20 protein-coding genes are annotated in these 18,359 nt (G+C 42.9%); 5 read left to right on the top strand and 15 right to left on the bottom strand.

From position 1 onward, the window contains the following. Nucleotides 1-40 precede the first annotated feature (40 nt). The 3 genes from C6Y01_RS17000 (at nt 41) to C6Y01_RS16990 (ending at nt 2,231) form a co-directional block, all read left to right on the top strand. The gene (locus C6Y01_RS17000) at nt 41-775 is read left to right on the top strand and encodes an alpha/beta hydrolase (RefSeq protein ID WP_034660637.1); all 735 of its coding nucleotides are present in this window, start codon (nt 41-43) and stop codon (nt 773-775) included. A gap of 72 nt (nt 776-847) precedes the next feature. Then, nucleotides 848-994, top strand: a complete 147-nt coding sequence (locus C6Y01_RS16995; RefSeq protein WP_003214589.1) for a YycC family protein — start codon at nt 848-850, stop codon at nt 992-994. A gap of 22 nt (nt 995-1,016) precedes the next feature. After that, nucleotides 1,017-2,231 carry a CynX/NimT family MFS transporter gene (locus C6Y01_RS16990; RefSeq protein ID WP_034660638.1) on the top strand — a complete coding sequence of 405 codons (1,215 nt, stop codon included), beginning with the start codon at nt 1,017-1,019 and terminating at the stop codon, nt 2,229-2,231. Between the two features lie 41 nt (nt 2,232-2,272). On the opposite strand, the gene rplI is transcribed toward C6Y01_RS16990, so the two are convergent. The 3 genes from rplI to C6Y01_RS16975 are packed head-to-tail and all read right to left on the bottom strand — an operon-like array spanning nt 2,273 to nt 5,667. Further along, complete coding sequence (rplI, locus tag C6Y01_RS16985) at nt 2,273-2,722, bottom strand: 50S ribosomal protein L9 (protein ID WP_034323903.1); 450 nt, start codon at nt 2,720-2,722, stop codon at nt 2,273-2,275. After that, nucleotides 2,719-4,698 carry a DHH family phosphoesterase gene (locus C6Y01_RS16980; RefSeq protein WP_060597693.1) on the bottom strand — a complete coding sequence of 660 codons (1,980 nt, stop codon included), beginning with the start codon at nt 4,696-4,698 and terminating at the stop codon, nt 2,719-2,721. The genes rplI and C6Y01_RS16980 overlap by 4 nt, the downstream gene beginning before the upstream one ends. Before the next feature lie 30 nt (nt 4,699-4,728). After that, nucleotides 4,729-5,667 carry a YybS family protein gene (locus tag C6Y01_RS16975; RefSeq protein WP_034660744.1) on the bottom strand — a complete coding sequence of 313 codons (939 nt, stop codon included), beginning with the start codon at nt 5,665-5,667 and terminating at the stop codon, nt 4,729-4,731. Nucleotides 5,668-5,969: 302 nt separating this feature from the next. Here C6Y01_RS16975 and C6Y01_RS16970 point away from each other — a divergent pair, with 302 nt between their 5' ends. After that, nucleotides 5,970-6,896 carry a manganese-dependent inorganic pyrophosphatase gene (locus C6Y01_RS16970; RefSeq protein ID WP_095286172.1) on the top strand — a complete coding sequence of 309 codons (927 nt, stop codon included), beginning with the start codon at nt 5,970-5,972 and terminating at the stop codon, nt 6,894-6,896. Nucleotides 6,897-6,943: 47 nt separating this feature from the next. Here C6Y01_RS16970 and rsiV read toward each other — a convergent pair whose 3' ends face one another. The 3 genes from rsiV to C6Y01_RS16955 all read right to left on the bottom strand — a co-directional run bounded on the left by rsiV (nt 6,944) and on the right by C6Y01_RS16955 (nt 9,102). After that, entirely contained in the window at nt 6,944-7,801 is an 858-nt protein-coding gene (rsiV, locus tag C6Y01_RS16965; RefSeq protein WP_106036341.1) for an anti-sigma-V factor RsiV, read from the bottom strand. After that, nucleotides 7,802-8,296, bottom strand: a complete 495-nt coding sequence (sigV, locus tag C6Y01_RS16960; RefSeq protein WP_034660642.1) for an RNA polymerase sigma factor SigV — start codon at nt 8,294-8,296, stop codon at nt 7,802-7,804. A gap of 149 nt (nt 8,297-8,445) precedes the next feature. After that, nucleotides 8,446-9,102: a hypothetical protein gene (locus tag C6Y01_RS16955; protein WP_106038537.1), complete on the bottom strand. Its 657-nt coding sequence runs from the start codon at nt 9,100-9,102 to the stop codon at nt 8,446-8,448. Between the two features lie 194 nt (nt 9,103-9,296). Here C6Y01_RS16955 and katX point away from each other — a divergent pair, with 194 nt between their 5' ends. Then, complete coding sequence (gene katX, locus C6Y01_RS16950; protein ID WP_254637664.1) at nt 9,297-10,796, top strand: catalase KatX; 1,500 nt, start codon at nt 9,297-9,299, stop codon at nt 10,794-10,796. A gap of 48 nt (nt 10,797-10,844) precedes the next feature. Here the strand turns inward: katX and wrbA are convergent, their stop codons facing one another. From wrbA to ychF, 9 genes are all read right to left on the bottom strand, one after another. Then, a complete protein-coding gene (gene wrbA / locus C6Y01_RS16945; RefSeq protein WP_003215063.1) occupies nt 10,845-11,459 on the bottom strand; it encodes an NAD(P)H:quinone oxidoreductase in 615 nt (204 codons plus the stop codon). A 72-nt stretch (nt 11,460-11,531) separates the two neighbouring features. Beyond that, nucleotides 11,532-12,140 carry an alpha/beta hydrolase gene (locus C6Y01_RS16940; RefSeq protein ID WP_080869564.1) on the bottom strand — a complete coding sequence of 203 codons (609 nt, stop codon included), beginning with the start codon at nt 12,138-12,140 and terminating at the stop codon, nt 11,532-11,534. Further along, a complete protein-coding gene (locus C6Y01_RS16935) occupies nt 12,137-13,108 on the bottom strand; it encodes a ring-cleaving dioxygenase (RefSeq protein WP_045210176.1) in 972 nt (323 codons plus the stop codon). Before C6Y01_RS16935 ends, C6Y01_RS16940 begins: the two co-directional genes overlap by 4 nt. A 190-nt stretch (nt 13,109-13,298) precedes the next feature. Further along, nucleotides 13,299-14,816, bottom strand: coding sequence for an ABC transporter permease/substrate-binding protein (locus C6Y01_RS16930; RefSeq protein ID WP_034660646.1), 1,518 nt, complete (start codon nt 14,814-14,816; stop codon nt 13,299-13,301). Then, a complete protein-coding gene (locus tag C6Y01_RS16925; protein ID WP_034660648.1) occupies nt 14,809-15,774 on the bottom strand; it encodes an ABC transporter ATP-binding protein in 966 nt (321 codons plus the stop codon). Before C6Y01_RS16925 ends, C6Y01_RS16930 begins: the two co-directional genes overlap by 8 nt. Before the next feature lie 212 nt (nt 15,775-15,986). Beyond that, nucleotides 15,987-16,226: a 30S ribosomal protein S18 gene (rpsR, locus tag C6Y01_RS16920; RefSeq protein ID WP_008347556.1), complete on the bottom strand. Its 240-nt coding sequence runs from the start codon at nt 16,224-16,226 to the stop codon at nt 15,987-15,989. 40 nt (nt 16,227-16,266) lie between these two features. Beyond that, the gene (gene ssbA / locus C6Y01_RS16915) at nt 16,267-16,812 is read right to left on the bottom strand and encodes a single-stranded DNA-binding protein SsbA (RefSeq protein ID WP_034660649.1); all 546 of its coding nucleotides are present in this window, start codon (nt 16,810-16,812) and stop codon (nt 16,267-16,269) included. A gap of 36 nt (nt 16,813-16,848) precedes the next feature. Then, nucleotides 16,849-17,136, bottom strand: coding sequence for a 30S ribosomal protein S6 (rpsF, locus tag C6Y01_RS16910; RefSeq protein ID WP_003215073.1), 288 nt, complete (start codon nt 17,134-17,136; stop codon nt 16,849-16,851). A 108-nt stretch (nt 17,137-17,244) separates the two neighbouring features. Further along, a complete protein-coding gene (gene ychF, locus C6Y01_RS16905; protein WP_034660650.1) occupies nt 17,245-18,345 on the bottom strand; it encodes a redox-regulated ATPase YchF in 1,101 nt (366 codons plus the stop codon). Nucleotides 18,346-18,359 lie beyond the last annotated feature (14 nt).

Genomic DNA, 18,359 nt, shown 5'->3' with positions numbered 1-18,359 from the left:
TCTTTTCAGCGTAGTTGAAAACCTTGAGGAGAGAATACACATGAACGGAACGTTTCTATATGACGAGTTTAATGGGCGTCAGCTTGATATTTACCTTCCACAGGACACCTCTATTGATGTTCCAGCTGTCTTTGTACAAGATGGCTCTTCTTTGTTTAGAACACACCTGCTAGAGATCGAAAGAATGATCGAAGCCAATACCATCTCGCCAATCATCATTGTCGGCATACACCCCTTCAATCGACTTGATGAATATACACCATGGAAGGCGTCATCACTGCGTTCTGAGTTTCCTGACTTTAATGGCGAGGCACAGACGTATATGTCATTTTTAGCAAATGACTTGCTCCCATATATCAAAAGAGAATATCCAGTCAAGCAGACCTGTCATCAACATAGTCACGTAGGTGCTTCATTAGGTGGACTATTTGCTATTTATACCCTATTGATGCACCCTGCCCTTTTTAAAAACATCGCATCTATCTCTGGGTCATTTTGGTATCAAGATTTTCTACCGTTTGCTAAACAACAAAGCATTCAGTGTGTGGAGCACCTTGTCTATTTATCTGTAGGCAGTGAAGAAGGTAAAGGCAAAACATCTGCTCAACAGCACATGCCTTTATTCCACAAACAACTACATGACCTTTTATTACAGAAAGGGATGCAGGATTGGCAGCTGCAATATCACATCGAACAAGGGGAGGGCCATCATCTGAAACAATTTCAAAAAAATTTCTTATCGGCCATAAAGTGGTTTTATAAAAGAGAACTCTAATTTTTTATCAGCATGGCACAAAGCCGATATGTTATATTGGAACGTATAGATTGAAAGAGGAGGGATTTGCTCATGAGACCTTTACAAATCTCAGCCGATACAGCACAAAAACTTGCGGCATCACTCAATGTACCCATTGAACAAATCATGCATATGCCGCAGCATATCTTAATCGCTAAACTAGCAGAACTTGAACAGAAGAAAGATCGTTCTTCTTAAAGAAATAAAGGAGTTTACATTCATGGAACAACATCTAGAACAATCAACATTACATCCTCGCAGTAAAGGACAAACCATCCTGCTGATTGCTGGGATTTTACTCATTGCATTTAATCTACGGCCTGCCATTACGTCCGTGGGGCCTCTCATCGGCGCCATTCGTTCCGATTTACAGCTTTCAAATGGACTTGCGGGTTTTCTCACAACATTACCACTGCTCTCATTCGCATTGCTTTCTCCAATTGCACCTAAAATCGGAAAACGTCTTGGCAATGAACGAACCCTTTGGCTTGGGCTTGCTGTCCTTTTATTTGGGATTGTGATTCGCTCGTTTGGCACGATCACCTTCTTAATGATTGGAACCGCGCTTGTCGGTGTCGGGATTGCAATATGTAATGTGCTCTTACCGGGGCTCGTGAAGCATAAATTTCCTGCACATGCTGGATTGATGACGAGCGTGTATACGACCTCGATGTCCGTCTTTGCGGCACTTGCATCAGGTATCAGTGTTCCACTCAGTCATACGATGCCTGGCGGCTGGAATACATCATTCCTCGTATGGGCTGGCCTTGCTCTTCTCGCGATGATGGTCTGGGCGCCACAGCTTCTTCATCAGAACACAGCGGCCGTCAAAAGCATTTCGCTCACAGAGCAGCCGATATGGCGTTCACATGTCGCATGGCAGGTGACCTTTTTTATGGGGTTGCAGTCATTCCTTTTCTATAGCAGCATCGCCTGGTTTCCTGATATTTTAACATCACATGGAATGAACCTGTCGACAGCCGGCTGGATGCTGTCCATTATGCAGTTTGCTGGGCTGCCATCCACCTTTTTAACGCCTGTTTTTGCAGAAAAATTAAAAACACAAAGACCGCTTGTCTTCGGACTTGTCCTTGTGTATTTACTTGGCATGATCGGACTTCTTCTCGGAGGATCGACGCCTATTCTCGTGATCTCTGTTTTATTGATCGGTATTGGACAAGGTGCCAGCATCAGTCTGGCGCTCACATTTATCGGATTACGGACGACCAATATGGAGCAAGCCGCTGCCCTTTCCGGAATGGCGCAGTCTCTCGGTTATTTATTAGCCGCCGTTGGTCCGTTCATGATCGGTATCCTTTTTGATCTCACACATACATGGACGCCATCCATTATCATCTTTATCATCATCCTATTTTTCATGTTTTTATCCGGTATGCGAGCCGGACGAAGCGTCTATATTTCAGATCCATCATAAAAAAAGAACCCGTCTCACGAGGAGACGGGTTCTTTTCTGCTTTATGCTTGTTCTGTCACATGAACCTTTAACGTTGCTTGTACCTCTGGATGAAGCTTCACCGGTACATTTGTGTAACCTAATGCACGGATGGCGTCATTCAGCTCGATTTTGCGCTTATCGAGTTTGATTTGATGATCTTTTTGCAATTTATCAGCGATTTGTTTGCTTGTAATCGATCCAAACAGACGACCGCCTTCACCTGATTTTGCAGTGAGCTCCACTGTTAACGCCTCAAGTGTCTCTTTTAGTTGCTTCGCTTGTTCAAGCTCTTGGATGGCATTCTTTTTCTCTTTGTTTTTCTGCCCTTCCAATGCGCTTAGGTTCGTTGGATTTGCTTCAACCGCTAACCCTTGTTTGATGAGAAAGTTGTGAGCGTATCCGTCAGCTACATTCTTGACTTCGCCTTTTTTCCCTTTGCCTTTTACGTCTTTTAGAAAGATGACTTTCATCTTTGAACCCCTCCTTCGAAATATTCATCAATGGCAGCTTTTAACTGCTCTACCGCTTCTTCAATGGTTATACCATACATTTGGGTGGCAGCGTTAGTCAAATGACCGCCGCCATCTAACGCTTCCATGATAATTTGGACGTTGATATCTCCTAATGATCTCGCACTAATGCACACCGTGTTGTCATCTCGTCTAGCGACAGCAAATGACGCTTCTACCTCACTCATTGACAACAGAGAATCAGCCGTCTGGGCAATCGTAATTTGATCATAATACTCCGAGCTGTCTGACGGCAATGAAGCAATCGCCACCTGATTTTGATATAAATCTGTATGCTGAATGAGTTTTGCCCGTTTGATGTAATGATCAACTGTCTCTTTTAGGAATTTTTGCACAAGGACAGGATCTGCCCCCTTCGCACGAAGATAGGATGCTGCATCAAACGTTCTTGATCCCGTTCTCAGCGAGAAACTCTTCGTATCCACGATGATCCCTGCGAGAAGCGCAGTAGCTTCAATCATGTTAATACGCAATTTCTTCGGCTGATACTCTAAAAGCTCTGTCACAAGCTCTGCTGTGGATGAAGCATACGGCTCCATATAGACAAGTAATGGATCACGGATAAACTCTTCGCCGCGTCTATGATGGTCAATGACCACGACATTTTCAATCTTATTGAGCAGTCGTTCTTCCATGACGAGAGACGGTTTATGTGTATCCACGACCACAAGCAATGTATCATCCTCTGCAAGCTCCATGGCTTCTTCTGGGGTGATAAAACGTGACCAAAGATCTTCATAATTCTTAATCTCACTAATCAAGCGTTGAACACTGTCACCAATTTGGTTGGCATCAATGACAATATAGCCTTCTTTCCCATTGGCCTGGGCGACCTTTAAAATTCCAATCGATGCACCGATCGAGTCCATGTCTGGGAACTTATGCCCCATGATCATGACATTTCCGCTTTCAGATACAATTTCTTTTAAAGCATGAGAAATGACTCGTGCGCGTACACGTGTCCGTTTCTCCATTGGATTCGTTTTCCCGCCGTAGAATTTCACTTTTCCATTTGGCTGCTTAATGGCTACCTGATCCCCGCCTCGTCCGAGGGCAAGATCAAGACTCGACTGCGCAAGTGCCCCAAGCTCTTTTAAAGAAGGAACGGACGCTCCAATCCCGATACTCAGAGTAAGTGTCGCACTATGCGCCCCTGTTTTCTCACGGACCTCGTCTAAAATGGAGAACTTCGACGCTTCAAGCTCTGCTAAGATGCTCTCATTTAGAACCGCCATAAATCGTTCAGACGAAATTCGCTTCAGGAAAATGCCATATTCTTGTGCCCAATTGTTTAACAGCGACGTCACTTCACTATTAATGGTGCTGCGCACCTGATCATCAAGACCCTGCGTGACATCATCGTAATTGTCTAAAAAGATATAAGATAACACCGTTCGTTCATTTTCGTACTGTCTTTCAATCTGCACCTGTTCCGTGACATCAAAGAAATATAAAAGGCGCTCTGACCGTTTAATAATGACTTTGAATTTCCGGTCATTCAGCGTCACATTTTCTGTCTCGACCTCTTGTTTAATAAGAGGCACAACGGACTCGAATGTATCATACAAGGATCTGCCGACAAGCGTGCTTTCATGAAAGCACGAAGCGAGAAATGGATTTGTCCATTCGATATAATACTGGTCATTAAACAGCATAATACCAATTGGCATTTCCATTAATGCTTCTTCTCCAACCTTTTTGACTCGATAGGATAATGTTGAAATATATGAATCAATCTCTTTTTGCACTTGCGTATCTGCCCACTTTAAGAAGTAGAGCACACCTGCAAGAACGAAAAGACCAACCGCTCCTATGATCCAATTATAATAAAGGTTGAGGAGGACTGTGACCACCGCAAGGACAATCAAAGCGATGATCGGATACTTGATGACAGGTTTTCTATAGAAGCTTGGCACTGATATCAACTCCTCAACATTCAGAGTGAATTATTTGTTTTTTACTTTCTCTCTTAAATCAAAGCCTATGTCAGCAATCCCTATAATACGTACAATCACACCGACTGGCGGATAGAGAACCCCTAACACGATAGCGAAAATGGGCACCGCTTTTGAGATGCTTTTTTCGTGGCAATAATAGAAGATAAAAGAAAATCCCTGAATAAGCACCAGTATAAATAAAATTTGAAAAGCACTCGTTTGAACAAGCCATAAAAAGCTGCCTTTTTCCGTCTGAATCAGCATCAAAAGCAGTGTGAGTAAATAATACCATACCATGCTTTTTGGCAGCCGCATATCCTTAAATTTCTTCAAGACCGGCATGTCTTTGACAAACCGTTTGATCAGAGGCTGCACGAACCAGTGATTCACGAACGCCAGCAGTGTGACACCAATTAACAGCGCTACAGGCAAAGCACTCAATGCAGCATCCTGCATCTCTCTGAACTGCTTCAGCTGCTTCGCAATGTTCTGCTCAGAAGCGCCGGATTGCTTTAAGACACTCTCTAACATCGGAATCATTTGTTCAACCGACTCTTTCGCGATACCCATGATATCGACTTGAAAAAGCTGAACACTGACAATAAAGGAGATAAGAAAACTGAATAAATAGATCAGCGCACCTGTAATGATGGCATTCCCAGGCTGCCTTCTGCTGTAGAAAACACCCATGCCTAATCCGGCAGCAATCAGAATTGGCGCACTCATGAGTCCAGCAAGAGACCCAATTAAAAAGCTGATCACTATCCCAATAGCGCCAGCAGCAATTCCTTTTTTCAAGCCGTGCCTGATTGTATAGAGGATAATCGGTATCGGAGCAGCTAGAAAGAAAATAATGGATAATAGCGGCACATACAAATAAAACAGCATCATGACAGAAAAAATACTGATCATGATAGCGCCCTCTACTAACGCTTTTGTTTGTTTCACACCTTCACCTCTATCCAATCCTTTTTCTATATCTTGCTCAATGTGTCCTTCTATGTATACGTACGATGTAAGCTACACCATGTCTTACCCCAACCTTTATTTTACCATAGCGGCAAATCGCAAGTAAAATGCAGGCTATCTTAGGAGCGTTTCACGTGGAACACCAATATAGATTCGTACATGCAACTTTTCAATCAGCATGTTACAATTTTTTAGATTATTCTTAGCTATAAACCCTGAATTCAAGGTCAAAAGCTGTTAGAATAGAAACATCATCAATAAATGTAAGAAGGAGAATTCACATGGGAAAAACACTCGTATTCGGACACAAAAACCCTGACACAGACACGATTTGCTCTGCTATCGCTTACGCTGATCTGAAAAACAAAATCGGCGTTCAGGCAGAAGCGGTCAGACTTGGAGAAATCAATGGAGAAACACAATACGCATTAGATTTCTTTAAACAAGAAGCACCTCGTTTCATTGAAACGGCTGCAAACGAAACAAAGCAAGTCATTCTTGTCGATCATAACGAATTCCAACAAAGTGTAAGCGATATTGATCAAGTACAAGTGACTGAGGTTATTGATCATCACCGTATTGCCAACTTTGAAACAAGTGAACCTCTTTACTATCGCGCTGAGCCTGTTGGCTGTACAGCAACAATCTTAAACAAAATGTACAAAGAGAACCAAGTGAAGATTGAAAAAGAAATCGCTGGTTTGCTTTTATCTGCAATCATTTCTGATTCCTTGCTATTCAAATCCCCAACATGCACACAGCAAGACATTGATGCTGCGCATGAGCTAGCTGAAATTGCAGGGGTAGATCCAGAAGTTTACGGCCTAGACATGCTGAAAGCTGGCGCTGACCTAAGCCAAAAAACGGTTCAAGAATTAATTACAATTGATGCAAAAGAATTTGCACTAGGCAATAGCAAAGTGGAAATTGCGCAAGTTAATACAGTAGATATCGCGGAAGTAACAGCAAGACAGGCTGACATTGAAGCGAAAATCAATGAAGTCATCGCAGCGAAGGGTCTTGATCTATTCGTTCTTGTGATCACAGACATCCTAGAAAATGACTCCCTTGCTCTTGCACTCGGTACCGAAGCTGAAAAAGTAGAAAAAGCATTTAATGTCACACTTGAAAACAACACCGCTTTACTAAAAGGTGTTGTATCAAGAAAGAAACAAGTGGTACCTGCATTAACAGACGCACTTTCTTAATCAACACAACAAGACTGCTGACATGTTCAGCAGTCTTTTTTCTTCTTTTAATGAATGTACATATCGCTGACAAGAATATCCTTTAGCACACTTGTTGGAATCGTGAATTCAACTACACCCATGTAACCAGGTGCCACATCATATTCATTAAAGGAAATCACCAGTTTGCCTTTTGAATTGATATAGAAGCTTTGATCCGGCTTAATTTTCTTAAATGGATCCGCCATATCTTGCTTGCCAATCCAGTAAATCTTATTTGAATCCTCTTTCATCTGTTTCTTCATTTGATCTTTAATATTTTCACTAATGACATCTATATACCGATCATCTTTAAACAAGCTTGGTAATGTAATCAGTACATGATTTTTCTTATCCACCGTATCATATGTCATTTCCTCTGCCGCAGAAGCTTGAGTCGTCACCTTGTATCGACCTAACGAGAGAATTTGGTCATTGTTCGTTCTCACTTCATATCCGCTCTCTACACTTAAATGACCATTTTTATAACCCTTTGTTTCCTTTTCAAAATCTTGATACAGCTTTTTGTTTTCAGCTAAATATTTTTGATTCAGGCTGTCTTGTAATTTTCCGTCCCCAAGCCCTGAAACGTGTGGTGTTTTAAGGTCAATATTCGTTCCTTGATCACTCTTTTTAAATTCTGTGAATGTCACGACTTTCACCAGCTCGCCAATGACAGGCACCTCTGAAATGGCTCTTGCCGCCTGTGGACTGACATTAACAGTCGTGACAAATAGAGCAGCCGCAGCAACAAGTCCGATGGTCCATTGCTGAAAATGAGGTTTTTTGTTTTTTCGTTTCAATGTCCGTTCAACCATAGCATCATATTCCGGTGGAATAGGGATTTCTAAATATTCCTCTTTTAACTGTTCCAAATGCTTATCCATTTATATTTCCTCCTGCGATAATTCTACTTTTAAAAGCCGCAACGCCTTATATAATCTTGTTTTGATGGTGTTTTCGTTTTCTTCGAGAATATGGGCGATGTCCTCTAATTTTAAATCTTCAAAGAATCTCAAAATGATGATAACCCGGTACATCTCAGGCAAATCCTCTAGGGCTCGTCTGACATCTTGATCCTCATAGACATCTGACTCACCCTTTGACAAGAATTCGAGTGTGTCATCATCTGTCACTTGCACCCGCTTCTTTTTTCGTAAAAAGTCTAGGGCAGCGTTCACCACGATTTTATAAAACCAGCTATGCATCTTAGTTGCATCCTCTAATCGGTGAACAGATTTGAGTGCTTTATGAATCGCCTCTTGAACGACATCCATCGCATCCTCTGGGTTTTTGACATAACTATAGGACAATCGATAAAAACTGTGTTTATGCTCCATGACGTAATCAGCAAATTGATCCTCAATCTTTCGTTTCTTCATTTTACAAAGAGCTCCTTTATCTTAAATGCGCATCGGTTATTTCTTACAATGGATAGACGCGCACCTTTTGAAAATAGTTTGCGCTCGGTTATTTTTTTAACATGTCATCCCATTTCCGTTTCTATACAAAAAGAGCGAACCAGACAGGTTCACTCTTTCAAAGCAGATATTGTTTGATGGACAAACTGTTTAAGTGGAGAAAGCGGATGAATGATCGGAACGCCTGTCTCCTCTTCCATCTGCTGTGCCGCATGAACCATCGATAGCTGCATCACGCAAATATCTCCGCTTTTTTTCATACATCTTCTGAGCTGCTTTTTGATTTGCTCCTCATAAGCCTGCATATCACCATTTAGGCAAAGGTGAAAGACATCCTCCATCACCATAACTTCTGCATCAATCTGTTTGCCGTGCTCTTTTGCATATGATTTAAGCCGCTTCATTGTCCCTTCCACTGTATCCGGGTTTGAAAACACAAGTTGAAGAGGCCCTTTTCCCTGACAAATCAGCTCAAATAACGGTTCATCGATCGGAACAATCGGTTGTTTAAAAAGATGCTGCTGATCACCCAAAGCGGCAATGTATTGTGTACACGTGAGCAGAATGAGATCGGCTTCATCTTCTTGCATCAATTTGTTGATGACATAGGCTTGCTGCTTGTGTTGATCAAAAGTGGGATCTTGTGTAGCGCGTTCTATAAATGATGAATCGACCGTGTGATAAAGCGCAATATCGGTATCGCCAAAAACATCTTCTATATATGACTGATTGGACGGATGGGCGTGAAGGCAGTGTAATCGAATCATCAGGTTCGCTCCTCGTGAAAGTTTTCAATCATTATATCAATCCTTGTATGAAATAGGGAGCATGATGACCATATTGTTAGGGAGATATTGAAGGAGGGATTTAATTGAAAGAAGAACAACACCCTAAACCATCTTCAGAGTCAGAAGACACTTTAACAAATCGGCAAGGTCATCCCGTAACAGACAATCAAAATATGAGAACCGTTGGAAATAGAGGACCAACTACGCTTGAAAACTACGATTTCCTAGAGAAAATCAGTCATTTTGATCGTGAACGCATTCCTGAACGTGTCGTCCATGCGCGCGGGGCCGGAGCTCACGGTTATTTTGAAGCCTATGGCACATTCGGTGACGAACCCATTTCCACTTATACAAGGGCAAAATTATTTCAGGAAAAAGGAAAAAAGACACCTGTTTTCGTTCGTTTTTCTTCTGTGATTCACGGCGGTCATTCACCAGAAACATTGCGTGACCCTAGAGGATTTGCGATTAAATTTTATACAGAAGAAGGCAACTGGGATCTCGTGGGGAACAACCTCAAAATTTTCTTTATCCGAGATGCTTTGAAATTCCCTGATTTGGTTCATGCCTTTAAGCCTGATCCTGTCACCAACCGTCAAGACGGCGAGCGTATTTTTGACTTCGTCTCGCAATCACCTGAAGCGACGCATATGGTGACATTTCTCTTCTCACCATGGGGCATCCCCGCAACCTATCGGCACATGCAAGGCTCAGGTGTCCATGCCTACAAATGGGTGAACCATGAAGGAAAAGCAGTGCTGGTCAAATATCACTTTGAACCGAAGCAAGGCATTCGCAACCTGACGCAAGAACAAGCTCAAGCGATTCAAGGAGAAAACTTTAATCATGCCACACAGGATTTGTATGAAGCCATTGAGCAAGGAGATCATCCTGAATGGGAGGTATATGCGCAGATCATGGAAGATGATGCCCATCCTCACCTTGACTTTGACCCGCTTGATCCGACAAAGCTTTGGTACAAGGATGACTATCCATGGAAACCGATTGGACGAATGGTGTTAAACAAAAATCCAGAAAATTATTTCGCAGAAGTCGAACAGGTCGCCTTTGGGACTGGCGTTCTCGTAGACGGTTTGGATTTCTCAGATGATAAGTTGCTTCAAGGGCGCACCTTCTCCTATTCTGACACGCAGCGATATCGTGTGGGGCCAAACTATTTACAGCTGCCGATCAATGCACCGAAAAAGCATGTGGCCACGAATCAAAGAGATGGGCAAATGGAATACCATGTCGATCAAGGCAAAGAGCAAAACCCTCATGTGAATTATGAACCATCGATCCTCGGCGGATTAAAAGAAGCCAAGCAGGATGGAAAAGATCATACGCCTTTTGTAGAGGGTGACGTCAAACGAGAAGCCATTGACCGCCCGAACAACTTTGGCCAAGCCGGAGAAACGTATCGCCGCTTCAATGATTGGGAACGTGAGGAACTGATTAAGAACTTAGTCAACACCCTTGCGACCTGTCAAAAGGACATTCAAGAGCAAATGATCGAAAACTTTACAAAGGCTGACCCTGATTACGGGAAGCGTGTCGCTGACGGCTTAAAAGCCTTCAAACAAGAACAGCCAAGCGGACCTATAGGCTCTACAGGCGCCGCACAAGCCGTGAACGAAGCGATTAACAACAGCACACCTTCAGATCCTTATTAAATAAAAAAGAATGCAGCACCTAGGCTGCATTTTTTTTGTATCCATCGATTAAGCGTTTTGACCTTTTTTGATCCATTCTGCCACATTGACTGTACGTTTTGCCTGATGTTTTGCAGCAGCTTCTGCATCCTCTTGGATCTTTCCATTTTGGTCAACAGTGACACTCACGCCGTAAGGGTTGCCCCCTGCACCGTATAATGAGTCATCTGTGTATCCAGGAGCGGCAATAATCGCTCCCCAGTGGAACATCGTTGTGTAAAGGCTAAGAATGGTCTGTTCCTGCCCGCCATTTGGGTTTTGTGCAGAGGTCATCGCACTCACTGCTTTGTTTGCCAATTTCCCTTGGAACCATAAGCCGCCAGTTGTATCTAAGAATTGCTTCATTTGAGCCGGCAAGTTACCGAAACGTGTCGGCATGCTAAAGATGATGGCATCTGCCCACTCTAAATCACTTAATTGAACCTCTGGAACATCCTTTGTTTCGTCTAAATGTGCTTTCCATGCTGGATTTGATGCTACAACTGCTTCTGGTGCCAATTCAGCAACCTTTAATACTTTCACTTCGGCGCCAGCTTCTTTCGCTCCAGCTTCAGCCCATTTTGCCATCTGATAGTTTGTACCTGTTGAACTATAATAAATAATCGCTAATTTTACGTTTTCCATTTGTTCCATCTCCTTTTGTTTGGTTTGCCCAAAAAGCTTCTGTAAAAATCCCACCTGTATTCCCCACCTTCATTAAAATTGACGACGATACCATAATGCCGCAGCATCGACTTCTTCTCTCGTTAGCTGATGCCCGCGATTTTCCCAATGTAGTGTGACCGAAGCGCCTGCGCCTTTCAGCAATTGCTCGAGCTCTTGTGATTCCTCTGGGCGGCACATTGGGTCATTTTCACCAGCTGCGATAAAGACTTGTTTCCCCACCAATGAAGGCAATGAAACTCCGCGTCTTGGAACCATTGGATGATGCAGGATCGCTCCTTTTAACGCATCTTCGTAATGGAATAAAAGACTTCCAGCAATGTTTGCCCCATTAGAATATCCGATAGCCACCACATTGTGACGATCGAACCCATATTCATCTGCTGCTTCTCCGATAAATGTATATAGTTCCTCTGTACGCTCAATTAAATCCTGCTCATCAAATACACCCTCTGCCAAACGCCTGAAAAAGCGCGGCATACCGTTTTCCAACACATTTCCTCTCACACTAAGAACGGATGCGTCAGCATCTACTAAATCGGCAAGCGGCAATAAATCTTCTTCCGTCCCGCCAGTACCATGCAGTAATAACAAAACAGGTCTTTGTTCATTCTTTCCTTTTCGAAAAAGATGCTTCATCATGAATCTCCTTTCCCTTTAATCTCTCTCACTTCTATTGGCAGCACAATTTGTTCAATCTGACTGCGCTGCGCCTCATATTGCGGTGGCAGTTTCAATGCTTCACCCATTGTTTCCACTGATTCATCGTGTGCAAACCCTGGAGGATCAGTCGCAATTTCAAATAATATGCCGCCAAGCTCTCTAAAATAAATAGCATTGAAGTAATTTCGATCTTGCACAGGTGTCACTTGATACCCGCTTTGCGCAATATGTCTTTGCCAATCTAATTGATCCTGATCATCTGTCGCTCTCCATGCAATATGATGCACAACCCCAACACCCATACGTCCGCGTGCAACAGGTGTCTTGTTCACATCAATCACATTGCCTATCTCACCAAACGAACGGAATCTCACATAGTCCTCTTCTGCTCCAACTCGTTCAAAACCCATTGTTTGTTCTAGCAGCTGCATCGTTTGCTCCGGCTGTGATGTTAACAAAACAGCTCCGCCAAATCCTTTTATCGCGACATCTGGTGTGACCCCGTTAAAAGTCCACTCATTTTGTTTTCCCTCCGCACGTTCTACTAGCTCAATCAACAAGCCGTGTGGATCTTCAAATGAGAGAAAGGCTTCATCAAAACGTTCAACCATTTCATAAGAAATATCAAACTGCTCAAGACGTTCCTTCCAGAAAGAGAAAGCGCCTGGCGGTACGACATATGTCGTCACGCCCACTTGACCTGCGCCAATTTGTCCCTTTTGTGCACCTGGCCATGGGAAAAACGTGATAATCGTCCCCGGAGACCCCCCTTCATTTCCAAAATATAAATGGTACGTACCCGGATCATCAAAATTAACGGTCTTCTTCACGAGACGAAGTCCTAAAACACCTGCATAAAAATCAACGTTCTCCTGAGGATGACCTACAATTGCTGTGATATGGTGAATTCCTTCTGTTTTCTTCACTTCTAATGACCTCCTCATCATGAAGTACAAGCCTCTATTCATTATGTCTTTACTGACGTCTTTATATTATCTCGAATTCGAGATATTAAATCAAAAAAATATATTTATCTCGAATTAAGGATATGATGTTTTTAAATAAATGTCAACGGTTTTTGTTTTCCCTTTTAAAAAAGCAGGTCTGCTTTTTACATAACAGACTTGCTCTTCCTGATTATTGCAGTAATTTTTTCTTTTTTAAATAGGCTTTCGCAACCTGAAATGCATCCTTACCTTTCACATTTACTTCATAATTCATTTCTCTCATCTCATCATCTGTGATTTGACCACCAAGCTTATTGAGAGAGGTCCCGATCTCAGGGAACTCAGTTAATGTCTCCTGTCTTAGCAGCGGTGCTCCTTGATATGGCGGGAAAACATGCTGATCATCATCAAGCACCTTTAATTTGTATTCCCTCAATTCACTGTCTGTCGAATACGCATCGACTAAATTGATATCTCCTTTTTGAATCGCTCGATACCGAAGCTTCGGTTCCATCGTCACCACATCGTCAAAGGAAAATTGATAGGTCTTTTGAATACCTAGATACCCATCCTGTCGATCAGAAAATTCCAACGTGAAGCCAGCCTTTATGCGATTTTTGATCTTGCCTAGATCTGAAATATTGGATACATCATATTGATCAGCCAGCGACTGAGGCACGGCTAAAGCATACGTATTGTTGTAAGCCATCGGCTCAAGAAGGCGGAGCTGAAAGGATGATTCCAAACCACGCCGCGCTTGCTCATACACTTTTTCTTTATCTGTGCTTTTCGCTGTTTGTTTGAGGAACTCAGAAATCGCAGTACCGGTAAACTCAGGATAAATATCAATATCACCAGACCGTAAAGCTTGAAAAACAAAGGACGTCTTGCCAAGACCAGGCTTAAGATTGACTTGAATATCCGTATCCTGTTCAATTAAAAGCTTATACATCGAGATCAGGATTTCAGGCTCTGATCCTAACTTTCCACCGATGGTGATTTCTTTCTTTTCTTGTTGAAACAGTAATGGGCCCGCGACAACTGCTCCTGCAATCACAGCAAAAACCGTCACAGAGATCACAGTCTTTTTAAAAGAGATTTTCTCAAAAGTGCGCAGCACCACATCAAATAAGAGTGCGAGTAAGGCAGCTGGTATAGCCCCAATGACAATGAGCGACATATCATTTCGATCAATTCCCAGCAAAATCAGACTTCCTAACCCCCCAGCTCCGATCAGTGCGGCAAGAGTGGCAGTTCCCACAATGAGAACCATCCCGGTTCTGATACCTGCCATGATTACTGGCATGGCCAAAGGCAGCTCCACCTTTAATAACCGTTTGCGGTGATTCATTCCCATGGCAAGCGCCGCTTCTCTCAGGGAAGGGTCGACCTCCTGAATGCCTGTATATGTATTTCTTAAAATAGGGAGTAAGGCATAGACGACAAGCGCAATAATGGCAGGCACTTGTCCAATCCCAACGAGAGGAATCAACAAGCCAAGCAGCGCGAGCGACGGAATTGTTTGCAAAACCGCCGTCACCCCAATCACCCACTCTGCAAGCTTTGGCACCCTCGTTAAATAGATACCTAATGGAATGGCAATCAAAATCGCTAAAAATAAAGCAATAAAAGAAATTTGAATATGCTCAAGTAAGGCGTGTCCCAATTGTTCTTTTCGGTCCAATAACACACTGATCCAATCATTCATGTGACTCGCCCCTCTCTCTAGGAGAATCAGCTAAAAACTGAATCACCGCTTGACGATTCACTAGTCCAATTCGCTCCCCATCCTTTTCCACAGCCAATTCCTCATGCTTTGCCAATTGGGATAAGACATCGTCCAGCGTGGCATGTGCTGTGATCGCTTCATAGCCTAAAAGAGCCTCAGGAGCCATTGGTCTAGCCATGGCCTCTAGCTCAAACGCTTGATGTCCCACATGGCGAGCAGCCCCTGAGACAAACTCCCGAACAAAAGCATTGACTGGGTGTTGAACCAATTCCTCTGGACGACCAATCTGCACCACTTTCCCTTCCTTCATGATACAAATTCGATCACCAAGCCTCATCGCTTCCTGCATATCATGCGTCACGAAGACAATGGTCTTTTGAATACGGCGCTGCAAATCAAGCAGATCATCCTGCAATTTCTCCCTCGTTAGTGGATCTAACGCACTAAAGGGTTCATCCATCAGGACAATCTCAGGATCAGCTGCAAGTGCACGTGCCACACCGACACGCTGCTGTTGTCCGCCAGACAGCTCTGACGGCTTTCGATGTCGATACATAGCAGGATCAAGCCCAACCATCTGCATCAATTCATCGACACGCTTATTGGTCTCATTCCGGCTCCACTGTTTGAGCTCTGGTACCACGGCGATATTTTCTTCAATGGTCATATGAGGAAAAAGAGCAATTTGCTGCAGAACATACCCAATATCCCAGCGCAGCTCATACATATCATAATCATTTATTTTTTGACCTTTTATGTAAATCTCACCTTCTGTAGAAGAAATGAGACGATTGATCATTTTCAATGTCGTCGTTTTCCCGCTTCCACTAGGTCCAATAAATACAAAAAATTCACCTTTCTGAATCTCTAAATCAACCGATTGAACGGCATAGCGCTCATCAGAAAATTGCATCGATACCTTCTTAAATTCAATCATCTTCCCACGCCCTGACTGCAATTATTTACTAGACTATCAATATGACAGATTGACCCCGTATTTGTATAGAACAAACTGTCACTTTCTCTCTCTTTTACATACTTCCCCTAGGATGCCCGCCAAAAACAGCTCTAGCCAATTCGGATGAGATTCTTAGTGAGACAAATAAAAAAAGCGAAGAGCTCGAGGCTCTCCGCTTTTAAGTCAACGACTTACTCACCAGTAACGTATGGAAGTAATGCCATTTGACGTGATTTTTTAATCGCTAATGTCAATTTACGTTGATACTTAGCGCTAGTTCCTGTTACACGACGAGGTAAAATTTTACCACGCTCAGAAACAAACTTTCTAAGAAGATCAACATCTTTGTAATCGATGTGCGTGATACCGTTAGAAGTAAAGAAACATACCTTACGACGTTTCGCACGACCGCCTCTGCGTCCACCTGCCATTTGTTTTCACACCTTTCCTTTAGTCAATTTTTCAGATCAATTAGAATGGCAAATCATCATCGGAGATGTCAATCGGTTTACCATCATTCGCAAATGGGTCATCATTGAAGCTATTTCCCTGATTACGATTTTGTTGGTTGCTTTGATTGCCATATGGATTTTGATTTGGTTCATTTCCGAATGGATTCTGATCGTTTTGGCTACCGCCATAATACTGGCCTCCGCTATTGCCACCGCCGCTGTATCCACCTGAACCAGCACCGCCGCTCTTAGGCTCAAGAAATTGAACACTTTCAGCTTGAACCTCTGTCACGAAGACACGCTGTCCTTGCTGATTTTCATAGTTTCTTGTCTGCAAACGACCGTCTACACCGGCAAGACTTCCTTTTTTCAAGAAATTAGCCACGTTCTCGGCTTGTCTTCTCCAAGTAACACAGTTAATGAAATCGGCTTCACGCTCTCCAGATTGATTCGTAAACGTACGATTCACAGCTAGAGTAAACGTGGCTACAGCCGCACCATTAGGCGTGTAGCGAAGCTCAGGGTCTTTTGTTAGTCTTCCGACCAATACAACACGGTTTAGCATATTGAAAGACCACCTTTAAATATATATTTCAATGATTTATACTTCTTCTTTAACAACAATGTGGCGAATGATATCGTCACTGATCTTAGCTAAGCGGTCAAATTCTTGAACTGCTGCAGCGTCAGATTGAACGTTTACGATTTGGTAGAAGCCTTCACGGAAATCGTTGATTTCGTATGCAAGACGACGTTTACCCCAATCCTTTGTTCCAGTGATCTCCGCACCGTTAGAAGTTAACACGTTATTGAAACGCTCGATAACTGCTTTTTTAGCCTCATCGTCAACTGTTGGGCGGATGATGTACATAACTTCGTACTTTCTCATCTGATTGCACCTCCTTTTGGTCTAAGCGGCCCTAAACGGGCAAGGAGCAATAAATTATATTACTCACAATTGTATATTATAACAAATCTCTTGGCCTATGACAAGAACCTATACATTAAAACGGAAATGAATGACGTCTCCATCTTTCACTACATATTCTTTACCTTCTAGACGAACTTTTCCTGCCTCTTTTGCAGCAGACATGCTTCCGCCAGCAAGTAAATCCTCATATGCAACCGTTTCAGCACGAATAAATCCACGCTCGAAGTCTGTATGAATGATTCCAGCACATTCCGGTGCCTTCATTCCTTTTTTAAACGTCCAAGCGCGTACTTCCTGCTCACCTGCTGTGAAATAAGTAGCTAAGCCAAGAAGTGAATAAGATGCTTGAATCAGCTGATCTAGACCTGACTCTTTGATGCCAAGCTCTTCAAGGAACATCTGCTTCTCTTCTCCTTCAAGCTCTGCAATTTCAGACTCGATCTTCGCACAAACGACGATGACTTCAGCATTTTCACCAGAAGCAAACTCACGGATTTGCTGCACATATTCGTTACCGTCATGATCCGCTACTTCATCCTCACTCACATTTGCTACATAAAGAACTGGTTTAGATGTGAGTAAATGAAGCTGTTTCACAAGCTTCTGCTGCTCATCTGTAAATTCTACAGATCTTGCCGATTTCCCAGCTTCAAATGCGTCCATTAGCTTCGACAAAATATCAAATTCAGCTACCGCTTCCTTATCCTTTTGTTTTGCAAGCTTACTCACACGAGCCAAACGCTTTTCAACTGTTTCTAAATCAGCCAAAATTAATTCTAAATTAATGGTTTCGATATCTGACACAGGGTCAACCTTACCTGATACGTGTGTGATGTTATCATCTGCAAAAGCTCTCACCACGTGACAGATCGCATCTACTTGACGAATGTGAGAAAGGAATTTATTTCCTAAACCTTCACCTTTAGAAGCCCCTTTGACTATACCGGCAATATCAGTGAATTCAAAAGCAGTCGGAACTGTCTTTTTCGGCTGCACCAATTCTGTTAGTTTTTGCAAACGCTCGTCTGGAACTTCTACAATTCCGACGTTTGGATCAATGGTACAAAACGGATAGTTAGCAGACTCCGCTCCAGCCTGTGTAATTGCATTAAATAGCGTTGACTTCCCGACGTTAGGTAAGCCAACAATACCAGCTGTTAAAGCCATTCTTTCATCTCCTC

This window comes from Bacillus sp. NMCC46 (assembly GCF_002998465.1).
Classification (GTDB): domain Bacteria; phylum Bacillota; class Bacilli; order Bacillales; family Bacillaceae; genus Bacillus.
Note: the sequence above shows the minus strand (reverse complement) of the source record. Positions and strands in the feature narration are given on the sequence as shown.

Coding starts and splice junctions, on each gene's coding strand:
- C6Y01_RS17000 (WP_034660637.1), top strand. CDS start 41: ATGAACGGAACGTTTCTATATGACGAGTTTAATGGGCGTCAGCTTGAT.
- C6Y01_RS16995 (WP_003214589.1), top strand. CDS start 848: ATGAGACCTTTACAAATCTCAGCCGATACAGCACAAAAACTTGCGGCA.
- C6Y01_RS16990 (WP_034660638.1), top strand. CDS start 1,017: ATGGAACAACATCTAGAACAATCAACATTACATCCTCGCAGTAAAGGA.
- rplI (WP_034323903.1), bottom strand. CDS start 2,722: ATGAAAGTCATCTTTCTAAAAGACGTAAAAGGCAAAGGGAAAAAAGGC.
- C6Y01_RS16970 (WP_095286172.1), top strand. CDS start 5,970: ATGGGAAAAACACTCGTATTCGGACACAAAAACCCTGACACAGACACG.
- rsiV (WP_106036341.1), bottom strand. CDS start 7,801: ATGGATAAGCATTTGGAACAGTTAAAAGAGGAATATTTAGAAATCCCT.
- sigV (WP_034660642.1), bottom strand. CDS start 8,296: ATGAAGAAACGAAAGATTGAGGATCAATTTGCTGATTACGTCATGGAG.
- C6Y01_RS16955 (WP_106038537.1), bottom strand. CDS start 9,102: ATGATTCGATTACACTGCCTTCACGCCCATCCGTCCAATCAGTCATAT.
- katX (WP_254637664.1), top strand. CDS start 9,297: ATGAGAACCGTTGGAAATAGAGGACCAACTACGCTTGAAAACTACGAT.
- wrbA (WP_003215063.1), bottom strand. CDS start 11,459: ATGGAAAACGTAAAATTAGCGATTATTTATTATAGTTCAACAGGTACA.
- C6Y01_RS16940 (WP_080869564.1), bottom strand. CDS start 12,140: ATGATGAAGCATCTTTTTCGAAAAGGAAAGAATGAACAAAGACCTGTT.
- C6Y01_RS16935 (WP_045210176.1), bottom strand. CDS start 13,108: ATGATGAGGAGGTCATTAGAAGTGAAGAAAACAGAAGGAATTCACCAT.
- C6Y01_RS16930 (WP_034660646.1), bottom strand. CDS start 14,816: ATGAATGATTGGATCAGTGTGTTATTGGACCGAAAAGAACAATTGGGA.
- C6Y01_RS16925 (WP_034660648.1), bottom strand. CDS start 15,774: ATGATTGAATTTAAGAAGGTATCGATGCAATTTTCTGATGAGCGCTAT.
- rpsR (WP_008347556.1), bottom strand. CDS start 16,226: ATGGCAGGTGGACGCAGAGGCGGTCGTGCGAAACGTCGTAAGGTATGT.
- ssbA (WP_034660649.1), bottom strand. CDS start 16,812: ATGCTAAACCGTGTTGTATTGGTCGGAAGACTAACAAAAGACCCTGAG.
- rpsF (WP_003215073.1), bottom strand. CDS start 17,136: ATGAGAAAGTACGAAGTTATGTACATCATCCGCCCAACAGTTGACGAT.
- ychF (WP_034660650.1), bottom strand. CDS start 18,345: ATGGCTTTAACAGCTGGTATTGTTGGCTTACCTAACGTCGGGAAGTCA.